A 16565-nucleotide genomic window follows, 5' to 3' on the forward strand; every position below is an offset into this window, starting at 1 on the left:
ATCCATCAGAGAAACAATAGATTTAAATTTCATTAAAACCAAGAATTGATAAAAGATATAGCAGTTGGAAAAGGCAGAGTGTAAAGAGAATTATTGGATAATTTGTGATAATTGTAAAGGAGATGGCAAAAAAAGGAAGAAGCCCCGCAAGAAAACTCGACTACATTATCAAACTGCATTGGATCAATTTAAAATAACAGATTGCAAAGGAACGGCTCCCGAGCCACCTATAGGTCAAATCCATATCTGCTTAAAATGTAAAGGATCTGGTCTGATTCATGCTTCTAGTCAATCTTTAGTAAACGAAGAAAACTACCCACACGTTGCTATTATAGGCGGCGGCATTGGAGGAGTGGCTCTAGCCGTTGCCTGTTTGCATCGCGGAATACCGTTTACTCTTTATGAAAGAGACCGTAGCTTCGATACACGATCTCAAGGTTATGGACTTACTTTACAACAAGCAAGTAAAGCCCTCAAAGGATTCGGTATTGCCAGCTTAAAAGAAGGAATAACTTCAACCAGACACGTGGTTCACACTACTGATGGAAAAATTATCGGTGAATGGGGAGTTAGAAAATGGGGGCGATCGGAAACAAAAAAATCACCAAGGCACACAAATATTCATATTGCTAGACAATCTTTGCGTTTAGCACTGCTTGAGCAGCTCGGTGGATATAATGTTGTAAAATGGGGGCACCAATTACTAAGTTTTAAGGAATCTGAGAATGAAAGTGTAACGCTAAACTTTCAAGTCAAAAACGAGATAAAGAGTGTCCAAGCAGACCTTATAGTTGGAGCTGATGGAATTCGTAGTACCGTTAGAAAACTATTAATTGGTGAGAATATTACCCCTTTACGTTATCTCGGTTGCATAGTAATTTTAGGAATTTCTCCATTAAAGAATCTTGAGGGTATTGAAAGTTCTTTACTAGATTCGGCTACAGTATTTCAAACCGCTAATGGTAACGAACGAATCTATATGATGCCCTATGACTCCGATTCAATAATGTGGCAACTTAGTTTTCCTTTATCAGAAAAAGAAGCTAAAAAATTGAATACCGAAGGAACAAAAGCACTTAAGGAAGAAGCGTGTCGCAGAACTCAGTGGCACAATCCTATTCCTCAGATTATTTCAGCTACCAACGAAGCACAAATTTCCGGATATCCCGTGTATGACCGCGAACTACTCAAACCAGAATTGTTCGAAAATGCTACTAAAGTAACGCTAATTGGCGATGCTGCTCACCCAATGAGCCCCTTCAAAGGTCAAGGTGCAAATCAGGCATTGTTAGATTCCTTGTCATTGGCTCGAGGAATATCAAAACGATGTACACCTGTATCTAAATGGAGAGAAAATGGAATTCGGAAAAGTGTATTACTTGAATTTGAAGCTGAAATGCTAGTCCGCAGTGCTTCTAAAGTGAAGAGCTCCGCAGAGGCTGCTCAGTTACTACATTCCGAGATTATACTTCATGAGGGTAATGCTCCAAGAGGAAAGTATCGAAATAAAAAAGAGGCCTAGTATTGGGTACAAACCGTACTCAAAATTATGAATATTAATCAAATGATGCTTGTTATAAGAAAATGACTTGGTTTATACTTAAACTTTAAAAAATGTAACTCCCTTAACATCTGAGATAAGGCATTAAACTGAATATTACATCCGCCTATAGCTTGGAGTAATTGGGGGGAACGAATCCTATACAACTGATAAAAACCAAGTTGAAAATAATTTATTTAAACAAGAAAGTAAAGTCAACGATTCTAATATTATTTCTTTTATTTTAGGTACTGATTACTCGGAATAAATAAAATAATTTTATAAAACCGTTTTAAACATTTTAACAACAACTATTTTTGTGTCATGAAAAAACAGATTGCTATTTTGGGTGGTGGACCATCAGCTTTTTTATTAGCTGCTTTTTTAGATGCTAAAAAATTTAAAATTACCATCTATGAAAAAAACAAAACAGTTGGTCGTAAATTTTTAGTTGCGGGTAAAGGTGGTTTTAACTTAACGCATTCCGAACCAACTGAGCAGCTTATAAAACGCTACACGTCAAATGATTTTTTAGATAAAGCTCTACTTCATTTCACCAATACTGATTTTAGAAATTGGCTCGATCAAATTGGGATTCCAACATACGTAGGGAGCAGTAAAAGAGTTTACCCAAAAGAGGGAATTAAACCTATTGAAGTACTGAGTGCAATTCTAAAACATCTCAAAGAAAAAGGAGTTATTATAAAATATGAGCACACTTTCTCTGATTGGGATAATCATAATAACCCAATTATTAATAACATATCATTACAAACAGATTACACCATCTTTTCTCTAGGCGGCGGAAGCTGGAAAGTCACTGGATCTGATGGAAGTTGGCTAGATACTTTTTCTAAAAAAGGAATCAAAACCAAACCATTTCAAGCATCTAACTGCGGATATAAAATTGATTGGAGTCCTAATTTTATAGAAAAAAACGAAGGAATTCCTCTAAAAAATATTGCTATTTCTTGTAGCGCTATTATTCAAAAAGGAGAGGCCGTTATTACTAGGTTTGGATTAGAAGGAAATGCTATTTACGGATTGAGTCCGCAAATTAGAGAACAGTTATTTTCAAAATCAAAAGCAACTATTTTTATCGATTTTAAACCCTCCTTAACATTAGAAAAAGTTCATTCCAAAATAAAATCATCCACTTATAGAAATACAACACAGATTTTAAAAAAAGAACTCAAGCTGAGCGCTCCTAAAATAGACTTATTAAAAATATCTCTAACCAAAGATTCTTATTTAAATGCAGCATCATTAGCAAAAAACATTAAAAAATTTCCTTTAGAAATAATAAATATGGCATCCATTGACGAAGCAATCTCCACAGTTGGAGGAATTGAATTAACTGCACTTTCTGAACATTTTGAACTTAAAAAAATACCCAATCAATTTTGCAGTGGCGAAATGTTAGATTGGGATGCTCCAACTGGTGGATACCTATTACAGGCTTGCGCAGCTGCAAGTGTATATTTAGCGAATTATTTAAATAAAAATAATTAAGTATAGGAGTTTATCAAAGTTAAATTTTGGTCTAACTTTTTCACCATATTTTTAGGCATGAAATCTATTTTCTTGTTTTAAAGTCCTTATCTATTGACCTCCATGAGGGAATAAAAAACAGCATTTTGATTGGTGGAATTCAACCAATATATATCTGGTCTTTTTAATTAATTACTACCTTAATCATTATAATTTTAATCTGAAACCTAATCCTTAATACCAGGCTGTTTCAACTTCCAATTCGTTTTTACTTTTTCCTTATCAACCATTCTTTTTACGTCCGCTAATAATCGTTTTGCATCATATACAATACCATCTTTAATAGTATATTTTACACCACCAATACGAACCACTTCATTGTCTTTTGTTAATTTAATTGCACCTGTTCCGTACAAAACTTTTAAGTTGACTAAAGGGTTCTCTTCAACTATAACAAAATCTGCTAATTTCCCAATTTGTACTGAGCCAATTTTATGATCCCAACCCAATGCTTCAGCACCATTTAAGGTCGCTGCTCGTATTACTTCTAAAGGATGAAATCCTGCTTCGCGCAATAATTCAAGTTCTCTTGCATATGCAAAACCATATAATTGATAAATGAAACCAGAATCTGTACCAACTGTTACACGACCTCCCCTATTTTTATATTCGTTTACAAAAGTCATCCAAAGTTTAAAATTCTCTTTCCATTCAACTTCTTGCTCAGTTCCCCAATAATGCCAATAACTCCCATGTGATATTTTACTAGGTTCATAAAATTTCCAGAGAGAAGGTAATGTATAATCTTCATGCCATTCCGCACGTCTTGCGCGTTGTAAATCTCTACTAGCCTCATAAATATTAAAGGTTGGATCTAGTGTAAAATCTAAACTCAATAATTCATCCATTACTTTATTCCAATGGTCAGAGTAAGGTTTTGCAGCTTGTCTCCATAATTTTCCAGCTTCTTCAAAACGATGTTGTTCATTTTGATAATTATAATCTAAAGGATAGTTTTGAATAGTTCTGTCATTAAATAATGCTTCTGGTAATCCATACCAATGTTCCATTGATGTCATCCCTGCTCTAGCGGAATGCAGAACATTCCATCTTGCAACACTTAATTGTGCATGATGGGCAGTAGATCTTAATCCCAATTTTTTATTTTCTTCAATTGCAGCAGCCATTATTTCTGGTTCTGCTCCAAAAAATTTAATTCCATCAGCTCCATTTTCCGCATTCAACCTCACCCATTCTTTCGCCTGTTTTACAGTTGTAATTGGTTTTTTACTTCCCGAACCAAAGCCAGTATATTCAAAAATTCTTGGAGCTACAATTTTATTCTCAGCACTTTGGCGTTTAAGTTCAATTGCGTTACGCCCACTTGGTTGTCTAACGGTTGTAACTCCATGAGACATCCACAATTTAAAAACATATTCTGGATTAGCTCCTTGGGCTTCGCCACCAATATGACCATGCATATCTATAAAACCTGGTAACAAATACATTCCGTTTGCATCTAATTCTTTGCCCCCTTTTTTTAATATTGGTCTTTTCTTTTCATTAATTTTTACACCTGGGTAACCAACAATTTGCATGTCTACAATTTTATTGTTTTCGACAACAATATCCATTGGCCCACGGGGCGGAGAACCATCTCCATTTATTAACATTACACCTCTTATGATTAATTGAGAATAAGGTCCATCTCCTAAATATTCTTTTTGTGAAAATCCTTGCAAGCTAAAAATGAAAGCGAAGATTATTATTAGTTTTTTTGTCATTATCGTAAACTTAAGTTCGTTGTTTTAATTAAATTTATTACCTAAAAAAAGTGCGTTTAAAAACAATTTATTGGTTCCGTACCAAGCACCTCTAAAGTTAGGATTATCTGCAAATAAAACTGCTCTTCCTTTGCCAATTTTACTTACTAATAAAGATGCTGAAGGTTTAATAAAAGTATCTAAATTCTTTTGAGTGATAAATCCGTCTATGTGAGGATTATTAGTATACTTTGCGACAGTAGCATATGCGTTTTTACTTGGAGATAAAAATATCATGTTGTTTTTATAAACTGGTAATTTTTCTGATCGATAACCAAAACCTAAAGGATGTGTTAAGTCTAAATCTACTTCTAAAATTATCCCTCCCACTCTTTCTCTTCCTTTATTCTCTCTAGCATCTACAAATGGTAACCGTTTAATTTCTTCTTTCTTTTTATCTTTAACTTTCGATTTTTTAGTCAAACTTTCTTTTACTATTTTTTTATCAATCAGCCATTTAGATCCACCCGCAATGGTGACAATGGTATTTCCTTTAGAAACCCAATTTTTTAATTTTAGCCTTTGTATTGAATCTAATTGAGAATAGTTCCCAGACACCATTACAAGTGTATTATACTTATCTAGATTTGCTCTTCTAAAATTATTCATTCTAACTTTTGTAATTGGCATGTCTATTCTCGTATCTAGTAAATGCCAAACTTCTCCTGCTTCTAAAGAATTTACACCTTCGCCAACTAACATAGCTACTTTAGGCTTTATTAAGGCTCTAAAATTATTAGATCCTAAATCAATTCCTTTAATACTATAACCACTATTAGTTCCAAAAACAGGAATATCATATTTGGTCTGCGCTGCTGAAACAATCTTATATACTTCTGCACTTGATTTTTTTTGTTTGCTAATCGGAATTAATAAACTTCCGTAGTTAAAACTTTTATTTCCATTATTCGTGCTGATAGTAAAAGGCTTGAAAGCCGATGCAACGGTTAATCCTTTAGATTGCATATAATACAATGCTGCGGGGGTATAATAATCGTCCCAATCTAAAATGTAAGCATAACTAGCTTTTTTAATTTTTGTATTGTTTACGATTCCATTTACGGATTTAATTTCTGCTCCTAATTTTACAGATTTCAATCCTTTAGATTTCATATTATAGAAATTAGCAACACTCCAAGCCGAAGCATCATAATACACACTATCTCTATATTTAGAATATGTTTCGAACATAGTTTGTACCATTCTATGTTGAGCTTGTTTTAAAGGAACAACAAACTTTTTTCCTTTCTTATAAACTTTTATCTTATGAGATAATAATTGTTCTATAAATGCTTTATTACGATTCATATCATAAGCATCTCCAAACTCATAACCAGCAAAACCAGTTTTTGCTTTCTGTAATATTGCTGTTTTAAAAAATGTTTGTTGGTACTTTCTTAAAAATGCTTTATTCTCAACTGCAGCTTTTATAGTTGCAAAACCAGATGTGTATTGATTTCTAATAGTAAATGCAAATGTCATTTTACCATAATCTGTATCTTGCACATGTCCTCGAGAACTTGCTTGTTCAAACAACAAAGCTAAACCTCCTTGTAAATCTGGATACGAAGAGCCATAACCTGGATAGGTTCCATCGAACGATTCTTTTGTATAATAAAAAGAGCCAATTTTATCTAAAGCGCTCGAAAAATAAGGAGCAAATAAATCATTCAAATCTTCATAATTTTCTTTTGGCATAATTGGATCCAAAGAACCAATTGGTTTCATAGGTTCAAAAAAGTGATTACTATTTGTGCCCATTTCATGGAAATCTGTAACCACATTTGGATACCAACTATGCATCCATTTTAATTTCCCTTGGCTTTCTGGATGCACACCTAATAACCAATCTCTATTTAAATCGAACCAATAATGATTGGTTCTTCCTCTTGGCCAAGCTTCATTATGTTCTGCATCTATATTATCTGACACTAATGCTTTTGCTTTGAATTGATTTGCCCATTGTGTGTGTCTATCTCTACCGTCTGGGTTAATGGTTGGATCTATAAAAATGATAGATTTATTTAAATAGTTAATTACTTCTGAATTTGTTGATGCAACTAAAGTATAAGCAGTTAATAAAGCTGCTTCTGAACTCGATGGTTCATTACCATGAACATTGTACCCTAATTGAATAAATACTGGAACATCATTATAGTTTTTTGGATTTTTATTAGGATCAACAAAAGCTAAATGCTGGTTTTTAATACTTTCTAAATTGCTTAAATTTTTTGGAGAAGAAACTGTTAGCATGACTAACTTTCTTTGTTCGTGAGTTTTCCCATACACTTCTATAGTTGCTCTATCAGAAACTTCAGCAAGTTTATAAAAGTAGGCAACAATTAAATCGTGTCTCGTATGTTGTTCCCCAATAGGGTATCCTAAAAATTCTTCTGGAGTTGGAATGACTTTATTAAACGGAGCTTTGTCTTTAAAAAAATAATCTTGCGCTTGTGAGCTACTGCTTACTATTACAGAAAAAAACAATAAAAAAACAAGTTTGGTAAATTTCATTAGTTTGATGTATAAATAATTCCTTCTAAAAATACTAATAATTCATAGTTCTGGTCTTAAAAATCCAATATTTAACAATTATTTTTGGTTAAATCATTAAAAATCAATACCTTAAAACTTAAAAAAGCACCTTTAAGCACATGTTATATAAAAAAATAGTATTTGAAAAAATTAAGAAAATAAATCAAAATGATGAGTTTTTAGAGGCTCTTTAAGTCCTCATATTTTTATTGCTGTGAAAAAATAAAAATTGTAATAGAAACATTTAAAAAAGTAAGGTTATGATAGCTAATGTAATTACTAAAATAGCATAAAAAACAAGTATACCTATTTTGAAATAAGACCTTACACTTATAAAACCAAGCTTATTTATAATGACAATACTATTTTACAACAAAAAGTATTTTTACCATTTCTAAAGGAGAGCATGAAAGATTTAAAAGTGGACTTTAATCTTTATAACATCAACCAACTCTAAAAAATATAAATTATTGGGAACTAAATTTAATAAAGTAATCAACTTAAAAAAAATACTATCTCCTCTTCTTTTTAGGAGCTCTGCTAACTTTCTTTTTTCGTTTGTTAAAAGGAATCGCATCATCGAAAGTATGCTGCGCTACTTTATGAGTCGTTTTATTCTTTTTCCAAGAATTAGAATCTGGTAATAATACTTTTAATAAATCTTGTCTTCCAACTTTATTTAAAGTATTCCGAATCCAATCTTTATTTTCTTTCTTGTACCAAAAGAAAAATTTATGTTGATCTTCACGTTCCTTTTTTGATTTTGGAGTTTTTGTTGGTTTTAGTGTATAAGGATGATATCCAGAATAATAAATTACAGTTGCCACCGTCATTGGCGTCGGGGTAAAACCTTGCACTTGTTCAAGCTGAAAGCCCATATCTTTGGTTTCTGCAGCTAAATTTGCCATATCTTCTACTTCGCTGGCTGGATGACTAGAAATAAAATACGGAATCAATTGTAAATTCAATTTTTTCTTTATATTTATTTTGTCAAAACGTTCTTTAAACATATGGAAATACTTAAACGAAGGTTTACGCATTAACTTTAAAACCGGATCAGAAGTGTGTTCTGGCGCGACTTTTAATCGTCCAGAAACGTGTTTTGTCATTACTTCTTCTGTATACGCATCTAACTCTTTTGGATCTGCATTTTTATTAAATTCAGGCACCAACATATCATGTCTAATTCCACTTCCGATAAAAGATTTTTTAATCTTTGGATGTTTATCAACCGCTTGATACAATTCCGTCAATGGTTTATGAGATGTATCTAGATTAGAACAAATTACTGGCGAAATACAACTTGGTGCAACGCATTTATCGCAAATAGATTGTACTTTTCCTTTCATCTGATACATATTTGCAGAAGGCCCGCCAATATCAGATAAGTAACCTTTAAAATCTGGCATATTTGCCACTTTATCAATCTCTTTCAAAACAGATTCTTGACTTCTACTCGCAATAAATTTTCCTTGATGGGCAGAAATAGTACAAAAACTACAACCACCGAAACATCCTCTATGAATATTGATTGAGAATTTTATCATCTCAAACGCAGGAATTGGTCCACGTTTATCATATTTTGGATGCGGTAAACGCGTAAAAGGTAAATCAAAGGAACCATCAATTTCTTTTTCTGTCATTGTTGGAAAAGGTGGATTAATCACCAATGTCTTCCCTTCAACATCCTGTAAAATTCTTCTTGCCTTTAATTTATTAGATTCCTGTTCAATCACTTTAAAATTTGAAGCAAATGTTTTTTTATCAGCTAAACAAGCTTTATGAGAATTGATTGTTACATCTTCCCAATCGTTTACCACTGGTAAACTTTCCTCCTTTTGATTGATAAAAATAGCCGTTTGTTTTATATTTTTTAAGCTTGAAAACGGAACACCCTTTTGCAATAACTCTACAATTTCACGCAAAGGTTGCTCTCCCATTCCATACACCAACATATCTGCTTTAGAAGTTTCTAAAATAGTTGGTAATAACTTGTCAGACCAATAATCATAGTGCGTTACACGTCTTAGAGAAGCTTCAATTCCGCCTATTAAAACAGGAACATCAGGAAATTTTTCTTTTAAAATTTTCGAGTACACAGACGTTGCATAATCAGGTCTAAACCCTTTATCACCATTTGGCGTATACGCATCTTTGTCTCGTCGTCTTTTACTAGCGGTATAATTACTAACCATAGGGTCCATACAGCCACCAGTTGCTCCAAAGAACAGACGAGGTTTTCCTAATTTTTCAAAATCTTGAAGATTATCTGTTACACTTGGTTGTGGCACAATTGCTACGCGCAAACCATAACTTTCTAAAATTCTACCAATTACAGCTGGTCCAAATGAAGGGTGATCTACATAAGCATCTCCACTAAATAAAATAACATCCAATTGATCCCAACCACGAATTTTAACTTCCTTGTTTGTAGTTGGTAACCAATCTGTTAATTGATGTTTTTTTGTTTCCTGCATATTTTGCAAAAATAAGGGTTTTTAGTTGACGACGCAGTTTATAGGTTGATTTATTTACGGATGGGTTTTACTGCAAAGGTATGCTACGCAAAGAACAGCTATTAGTAACGTTTTAGATCGGTGTTTTTTCTTATCAAAAAGAACCAGCGCTTTCTTTATCCTGATGCCATTATCATAATTTTTAATGTCTATTTAACAACTAAATGTGGAACTGTATCTACATTCCAATCAATTACTAAACCACCAGCTAGAGACTTTGCAACCTCTTTACCGTATAAAAATTCGCATAAATACAAAGCTGCTTCAAACGATTTTGCACCTCCAGCTGAAGTAATATATTTTCCATCATGCACAAATAAAACATCTTTTCTGATATCTAATTCAGGAAACATTTTTCTCATTGTATTAATATCAGAAGGAAAAGTAGTAGAAACCTTACCTTTCAATAATTCTGCTTTTGCCAATACAAAAGCACCATCACAATGAGAGGTAACGTAAGTAGCTTCTTTATCAACTTGCTTCACAAAATCAATCATAGCTATATCTTCTAAATCAGAATTTAAATGATGTTCTGCAGAAGGCACTACAAAAATATCAATTTTTGGTAACGAATCTTTAAGGTAATTATAATCTGGCATAATTCTCATACCTTCAAAAGTGGTAATAGCTTGATCTGTATTTGCAACTGTAAATACATTCATTGCTTTAATATTTTTTCTAAAAATTGTATGTTGAAAAATATCAAAAGGGGCAGTTAACTCTGTATTAAAAGTTCCATCCATAATTAAAAAAGCAACGTTATATCTTTCTTTTTCTAACTTTAGAAACGTTTTTTTTTGAGATACTTCTTCCTTAATTGGATTTTTCTTGTTTATACTATTAGATTGACAACTTAGTATTATAATCAGCAACAAAGGGAAAAATAATCTTTTCATTTTATGAATTTTTAATCCATGATAAAAGTATCTAAAATCATTTTAACAGTTCATTTATTTAATAATTCTTTTTTTGTTTTGTAGCTTTAGCAATAATTTAAAATAATTTCCCCATGCGTAGATATATTATTCTTGCAATATTTAGTTTTTTTCTAATCACAAATTGTGATAAATCATCACAAGAAAGAACACTTAAAAAAGACACTTATGTTCTGGACAACTACACAAAGCAAGAAGTTGACATTGCAATGAGAGATGGAACTAAACTCCACACAACCATTTACACTCCAAAAGACAACAGTAAAAAATATCCTATTTTAATGCAAAGAACTCCATACAGTTCTGCGCCATATGGAGCAGGTAAAATGAAAACTAAAATTAGCCCGAATATTCATTTAATGAAAGAAGGAAATATTGTAGTGTATCAAGATGTTCGCGGTCGTTGGATGAGCGAAGGGGTTTATGATAATATGCGTGCTTACATTCCAAATAAAACAGCAAACCAATCTGACGAAGTCTCTGATACGTTTGATACGATTGATTGGCTTGTAAAAAACGTTGAATACAATAATGGAAATGTTGGAACCTGGGGAATTTCTTATCCCGGACATTATGCCACTATTTCTGCCATTGATGCACATCCGGCTTTAAAAGCAGCTTCTCCACAAGCTTGTATTGGGGATTTTTTCTTTGATGATTTTCATCATAATGGCGCATTTCTATTAAGTTATTTTAGAGCAATTTCTTTATTTGGAACTTACAAAGATGCACCTACAAATTCTGCTTGGTATTCTTTTCCAAAAATGAATTCGCAAGATCAATATCAATTTTTTCTAGACAAAGGTCCTTTAAAAAACTTGAATGAATATTTTCAATATGATAAATTAGATGCGAAAACTGCCGAAAATAAAGATAAAATTGATGATTTTTTCTGGAAAGAAATTGTAGAACATCCTAATTATGATTCTGTGTGGAAAAGTAAAGGAATTATACAGCATATGAATAAAGTTCCGTCTACTGTGGCAACGATGATTGTTGGTGGTTGGTTTGATGCTGAAGATTTATATGGGCCTTTAGAAACCTACAAAGGAATTGAAAAAAATGGAATAGAAAATTACAATACACTTGTTTTTGGACCTTGGGACCATGGAAAATGGGCAAGTTCTAGGGTTAAAAATTCTGTAGGAAATTATTATTTTGGAGATTCTATTTCATTAAAATTTCAGAAAGAAATTGAAACAAAATTCTTTAATCATTTCTTAAAAGGAAAAGGGGATAAAAATTCAGGTTTACCTGAAGCCTATGTTTTTGATTCTGGTAAAAAAGAATGGAAAACTTATGATGCTTGGCCTCCAAAAAATGTAATCAAAGAAGATTGGTTTTTATCAGAAAATCAAGAATTGACTATTACTAAAAAAGCATCAAAAGAAATTAAATTTATAAGTGATATTAAAAGACCTATTCCATATTCCGAAGATATCAAAACCGTTTTTACGCCAAGAAAATATATGACAGATGACCAACGTTTTGCCGCAAGAAGACCAGATGTTCTGGTTTTTGAAACGGATGTTTTAACCGAAAATTTATCGTTAGCTGGAGATATTTTAGCAAAACTTAAAGTCGCAACTACCGGAACCGCAGCAGATTGGATTGTAAAAGTAATTGACGTGCATCCTTCAGATTTGGCCGAAGATAATGAAGGTTTACAAGATCATTTAAAAATGAGTAATTATCATTTAATGGTTAGAAGTGAAGTTTTACGCGGTCGTTTTAGAAATAGTTTTGAATTTCCAGAACCATTTACACCAAACAAAAAAACGGATGTTAATATAAAATTACAAGATGTTTTTCACACCTTTAAAAAAGGACATAAATTACAAATACAAGTGCAGAGTACTTGGTTCCCTTTAATAGATTTGAATCCTCAAACTTATGTAGACAATATATATAAAGCTGATGAGAAAGATTTTAAAACACAAACACATACTGTTTTTACTGATTCTAGCATTGAGTTTTCAGTATTGAAATAACGAGTTTAATTATACAACTACTAGATTTTAAAAACATATACTCATGAAAATTAAAATTCAATTCCTATTCCTTTTTCTTATTACCTATTCAATACAGTCTCAAGAAAAAGCAGTACCCGTTTTTAAAGATGGAGAAGCACAAATAGTAGAAGCATTTAAAAATCCAAAAGATTGGTTACGTCATGATTTATGGGTAGAAACCTCATTTGATACGGACGGAGATGGAAGATTAGACAGAATGCATGTAGATGTATCAAGACCTGCGCAAACTGAAAGCGAAGGTTTAAAGTTACCTATTGTATATATCTCTAGCCCTTATTTTGCTGGTGTTGCACCAGATACAGAAGGAGCTTTTTGGAATGTAAAACATGAACTTGGAGAAAAAGTAGCAGATATTGTTCATCCAGAAGTTACAAGAAGAGGAAAAAGACCAATTATTTCAAATTCTCATATTAAAACCTGGGTGCCAAGAGGTTATATTGTTGTGCATTCTTCTTCTCCAGGAACTGGATTATCTGATGGTGCACCAACTGTTGGTGGAGATAATGAATCTTTAGCACCAAAAGCAGTTATAGACTGGTTAAATGGTCGTGCAAAAGGGTTTATTTCTAGAGAAGGAAGTGAAGAAGTGAAAGCATTTTGGTCTACAGGTAAAGTAGGAATGACAGGAACTTCTTACAATGGAACAATTCCTTTAGCAGCTGCAACAACTGGTGTAGAAGGTTTAGAAGCAATTATTCCAATTGCCCCAAATACTTCTTATTATCATTATTATCGCTCAAATGGTTTGGTACGTTCTCCTGGAGGTTATTTAGGTGAAGATATAGATGTGTTATACGATTTTATTCATAGTGGAAAAGAAGAAAATAGAGCACGAAATAATAAAGTTGTGAGAGACACTGAAATGGCAAATGGTATGGACAGAGCCTCTGGAGATTATAATGACTTTTGGGCTGGACGTGATTATCTAAATCAAATGAAACCAATGAAAGCTGCATTATTAATGTCTCATGGTTTTAATGATTGGAATGTAATGCCTGAGCATAGTTATAGAATATATAAAAAAGCTTCGGAAATGGGCTTACAAACTCAAATTTTTTACCATCAAAATGGTCATGGAGGTCCACCACCGATGAAAATGATGAATCGTTGGTTTACTCGTTATTTACATGGAGTTGAAAACAACGTTGAGAATGATGCAAAAGCTTGGATTGTAAGAGAAAATGATAAAAAAAATGAGCCAACTTCTTATAAAAATTATCCAAACCCAGAAGCAGAAGCTGTTACTTTTTATTTAAATGGCGGAGCTCCTAAAGTTGGAGGTTTATCCCTAAATAAATCATCATCGAAAGCCAAAGAAACTTTGGTAGATAATTATTCTTTTTCCGCAGAAACTTTGGCACAAGCAGGTTACACAAATCATCGTTTGTTATATGTTACCCCAATTTTAAAAGAAAATATTCATATCTCTGGTTTATCATCAATAACAATTAAAGCAGCAAGTTCTAAAGCTGCTGTAAATTTATCTGTTTATTTAGTTTCTTTGCCATGGAATAAGGATAGAATAGTAAAAATAACCGATAATATTATTACCCGGGGTTGGGCAGATTTACAAAATCACAAATCGCTAACAGAAAGCAAACCATTGAAACCTGGTAAGTTTTATAAAATGACTTTCGATTTTCAACCTGATGATCAAATTATAAAAAAAGGACAACAAATTGGTTTAATGATTTTTTCTAGTGATAATAATTACACCTTGTTGCCAGAGCCAGGAACTGAATTAACAGTTGATTTAAAAGGAACTACAATTACAATTCCAATTGTGGGAGGTAAAGATGCCTTTAAAAAAGCAATTGACTAAAAATAAATTTAATTTTAATCTGTATTTTCTAGATTTTTTTATGGTCTTAAATTTAGAATTTAAGAGAGTATAAATTGGAAAATTGAATTTCACTCATCTTTTTTGATGGTAAAAATAAAGATCAGCTTCAAAAGCATCGGTCTATTTTTTCAAGAGAAAACTATTTTCCTTTTTTAATAGAATGCAAATAAGAACTAATTGAGAAATATTATAAATTGATGAAGCAAGATATTATAATTATTGGAGCAGGTTTATCAGGAATTGGAGCAGCTTGTCATTTAGAAAGAAAAAATAAAAATAAAAAATATTTAATTTTAGAAGCTAGAGAAGAACTAGGTGGAACTTGGAGTTTATTTAAATACCCAGGAATTCGCTCTGATTCAGATATGTATACTTTTGGTTATTCTTTTAAAACTTGGGATGATGATAAATCTTTTGCAGACGCTCCTTCAATCTTAAGATATTTAAATCAAGCTTCAGAAGAATTTAATGTAAAAGATAAAATTGTATATCATCAAAAAGTAATCTCCTATAATTTTGATACCAAAGATAATTTATGGACACTAAAAGTAATAAATCCTACTACTCAAGAAGAATCTTATTATTCTTCGCAATTTATTTTTAATGCAAGTGGATATTACAATTATGATCATGGTTATACTCCGGAATTTAAAGGCCTAGAAAATTTTAAAGGAACATTTATTCATCCTCAAAAATGGAATACAAATTTAAATTATAAAGATAAAAAAGTAGTAGTGATAGGTAGTGGAGCAACCGCTGTAACCATAGTTCCAAAGATTGCAGAAGACGTATCTAAAGTAACCATGTTGCAAAGAACACCAACGTATATTGCTGCTTTACCAAATAAGGATAAAATTGCAAAGTTTCTAAAATTTATATTACCAAGTAAAATTGCACATACTTTAGTACGGGTAAAAAATATTTTGGCAGATATGTTATTCTATAATTTGTGCAGAAAGTTTCCAAAAACAATGAAAAAATTCATTTTAAAAGGAATTAAAAAAGAGTTAGGTAATGAGTTCCCATTAGAACCTCATTTTTCACCAAATTATAGGCCTTGGGATCAACGTTTTTGCTTAGTGCCAGATGGCGATTTTTTTAAAGCTATTAAAAAAGGAAAAGCTGATGTAATAACGGACTCTATTGATGTTTTTATAGAAAATGGAATTCTTTTAAAATCAGGAAAAATTATAGAAGCTGATATTATTATTAGTGCAACTGGTTTAAAACTACTACCGTTTGGTGGAGCTAAAATATCGCTCAACAATACCCCTTTCGATATTACAAAACAGTTTATTTATAAAGGACTAATGTTAAGTGAACTCCCTAATTTTTTGGTTTTTGCTGGTTATACAAACGCCTCTTGGACTTTAAAAAGTGATTTGACAAGTGAATATATTTCAAGACTTTTAAAGTATTTGGATAAAAATAATTATAACGCGGTGTACGCAAAAGTTATAGAAGAAAACCTAGGAGAATTACCTTTAATCGATTTAGATTCTGGTTATATTCATAGAGCGAAAGATATTTTACCAAAACAAGGAGATCAATTTCCTTGGAGATTATATCAAAACTATATTTTAGACTTTAAAGCTTTAAGAATAGACTCCGTTAAAGATAAAAGATTACAATTTAGATAATCCTTATTAAATCGTTTATTTTTGCAGTATGTTTAAACCAAGAATAGAATTAGAAAAAGACGATTATTACTTGAATGAACAAGGTTACAAGGTCTTTACAGAAAAGTATCATTTAAAAAGAGGCTATTGCTGTAAAAGTGGTTGTAAACATTGCCCCTTTGGATATGATAAAAAAACAGATACTTTTAAATAATTAAGTGACTTTTTTA

10 protein-coding genes are annotated in these 16565 nt (G+C 32.0%); 6 read left to right on the forward strand and 4 right to left on the reverse strand.

What is annotated here, in order from left to right:
- The first annotated feature begins 64 nt into the window (after window positions 1–64).
- Together ATE90_RS09490 and ATE90_RS09495 are read left to right on the forward strand one after the other, a co-directional pair.
- Window positions 65–1522 (forward strand): FAD-dependent oxidoreductase, encoded by a 1458-nt coding sequence (locus tag ATE90_RS09490; RefSeq protein ID WP_036787226.1) that lies wholly within the window; start codon window positions 65–67, stop codon window positions 1520–1522.
- Window positions 1523–1864: 342 nt separating this feature from the next.
- Window positions 1865–3052, forward strand: a complete 1188-nt coding sequence (locus ATE90_RS09495; RefSeq protein ID WP_036787228.1) for an aminoacetone oxidase family FAD-binding enzyme — start codon at window positions 1865–1867, stop codon at window positions 3050–3052.
- Between the two features lie 206 nt (window positions 3053–3258).
- On the opposite strand, the gene ATE90_RS09500 is transcribed toward ATE90_RS09495, so the two are convergent.
- The 4 genes from ATE90_RS09500 to ATE90_RS09515 all read right to left on the reverse strand — a co-directional run bounded on the left by ATE90_RS09500 (window position 3259) and on the right by ATE90_RS09515 (window position 10801).
- A complete protein-coding gene (locus tag ATE90_RS09500; RefSeq protein ID WP_036787230.1) occupies window positions 3259–4815 on the reverse strand; it encodes an amidohydrolase family protein in 1557 nt (518 codons plus the stop codon).
- A gap of 24 nt (window positions 4816–4839) precedes the next feature.
- Window positions 4840–7368 (reverse strand): M14 family zinc carboxypeptidase, encoded by a 2529-nt coding sequence (locus ATE90_RS09505; RefSeq protein WP_036787232.1) that lies wholly within the window; start codon window positions 7366–7368, stop codon window positions 4840–4842.
- 533 nt (window positions 7369–7901) lie between these two features.
- On the reverse strand, window positions 7902–9866 hold the full coding sequence (locus ATE90_RS09510) for a YgiQ family radical SAM protein (RefSeq protein WP_036787234.1): 1965 nt from the start codon (window positions 9864–9866) through the stop codon (window positions 7902–7904).
- 188 nt (window positions 9867–10054) lie between these two features.
- Window positions 10055–10801 (reverse strand): DJ-1/PfpI family protein, encoded by a 747-nt coding sequence (locus tag ATE90_RS09515; protein WP_036787236.1) that lies wholly within the window; start codon window positions 10799–10801, stop codon window positions 10055–10057.
- A gap of 113 nt (window positions 10802–10914) precedes the next feature.
- Here ATE90_RS09515 and ATE90_RS09520 point away from each other — a divergent pair, with 113 nt between their 5' ends.
- The 4 genes from ATE90_RS09520 (at window position 10915) to ATE90_RS13575 (ending at window position 16549) form a co-directional block, all read left to right on the forward strand.
- Window positions 10915–12831, forward strand: coding sequence for a CocE/NonD family hydrolase (locus ATE90_RS09520; RefSeq protein WP_101451332.1), 1917 nt, complete (start codon window positions 10915–10917; stop codon window positions 12829–12831).
- A 43-nt stretch (window positions 12832–12874) separates the two neighbouring features.
- The gene (locus tag ATE90_RS09525) at window positions 12875–14695 is read left to right on the forward strand and encodes a Xaa-Pro dipeptidyl-peptidase (RefSeq protein WP_036787240.1); all 1821 of its coding nucleotides are present in this window, start codon (window positions 12875–12877) and stop codon (window positions 14693–14695) included.
- A 218-nt stretch (window positions 14696–14913) separates the two neighbouring features.
- Window positions 14914–16356, forward strand: coding sequence for a flavin-containing monooxygenase (locus tag ATE90_RS09530; RefSeq protein ID WP_081958183.1), 1443 nt, complete (start codon window positions 14914–14916; stop codon window positions 16354–16356).
- A gap of 28 nt (window positions 16357–16384) precedes the next feature.
- Complete coding sequence (locus tag ATE90_RS13575; protein WP_162178851.1) at window positions 16385–16549, forward strand: DUF5522 domain-containing protein; 165 nt, start codon at window positions 16385–16387, stop codon at window positions 16547–16549.
- Window positions 16550–16565: the final 16 nt, after the last annotated feature.

The organism is Polaribacter sp. Hel1_33_96 (genome assembly GCF_002846595.1).
Classification (GTDB): Bacteria; Bacteroidota; Bacteroidia; order Flavobacteriales; family Flavobacteriaceae; genus Polaribacter.

Excerpts from the sequence above, each read along its gene's own strand:
- ATE90_RS09495 (WP_036787228.1), top strand. The coding sequence starts at position 1,865 with ATGAAAAAACAGATTGCTATTTTGGGTGGTGGACCATCAGCTTTTTTA.
- ATE90_RS09500 (WP_036787230.1), bottom strand. The coding sequence starts at position 4,815 with ATGACAAAAAAACTAATAATAATCTTCGCTTTCATTTTTAGCTTGCAA.
- ATE90_RS09505 (WP_036787232.1), bottom strand. The coding sequence starts at position 7,368 with ATGAAATTTACCAAACTTGTTTTTTTATTGTTTTTTTCTGTAATAGTA.
- ATE90_RS09510 (WP_036787234.1), bottom strand. The coding sequence starts at position 9,866 with ATGCAGGAAACAAAAAAACATCAATTAACAGATTGGTTACCAACTACA.
- ATE90_RS09515 (WP_036787236.1), bottom strand. The coding sequence starts at position 10,801 with ATGAAAAGATTATTTTTCCCTTTGTTGCTGATTATAATACTAAGTTGT.
- ATE90_RS09520 (WP_101451332.1), top strand. The coding sequence starts at position 10,915 with ATGCGTAGATATATTATTCTTGCAATATTTAGTTTTTTTCTAATCACA.
- ATE90_RS09525 (WP_036787240.1), top strand. The coding sequence starts at position 12,875 with ATGAAAATTAAAATTCAATTCCTATTCCTTTTTCTTATTACCTATTCA.
- ATE90_RS09530 (WP_081958183.1), top strand. The coding sequence starts at position 14,914 with ATGAAGCAAGATATTATAATTATTGGAGCAGGTTTATCAGGAATTGGA.
- ATE90_RS13575 (WP_162178851.1), top strand. The coding sequence starts at position 16,385 with ATGTTTAAACCAAGAATAGAATTAGAAAAAGACGATTATTACTTGAAT.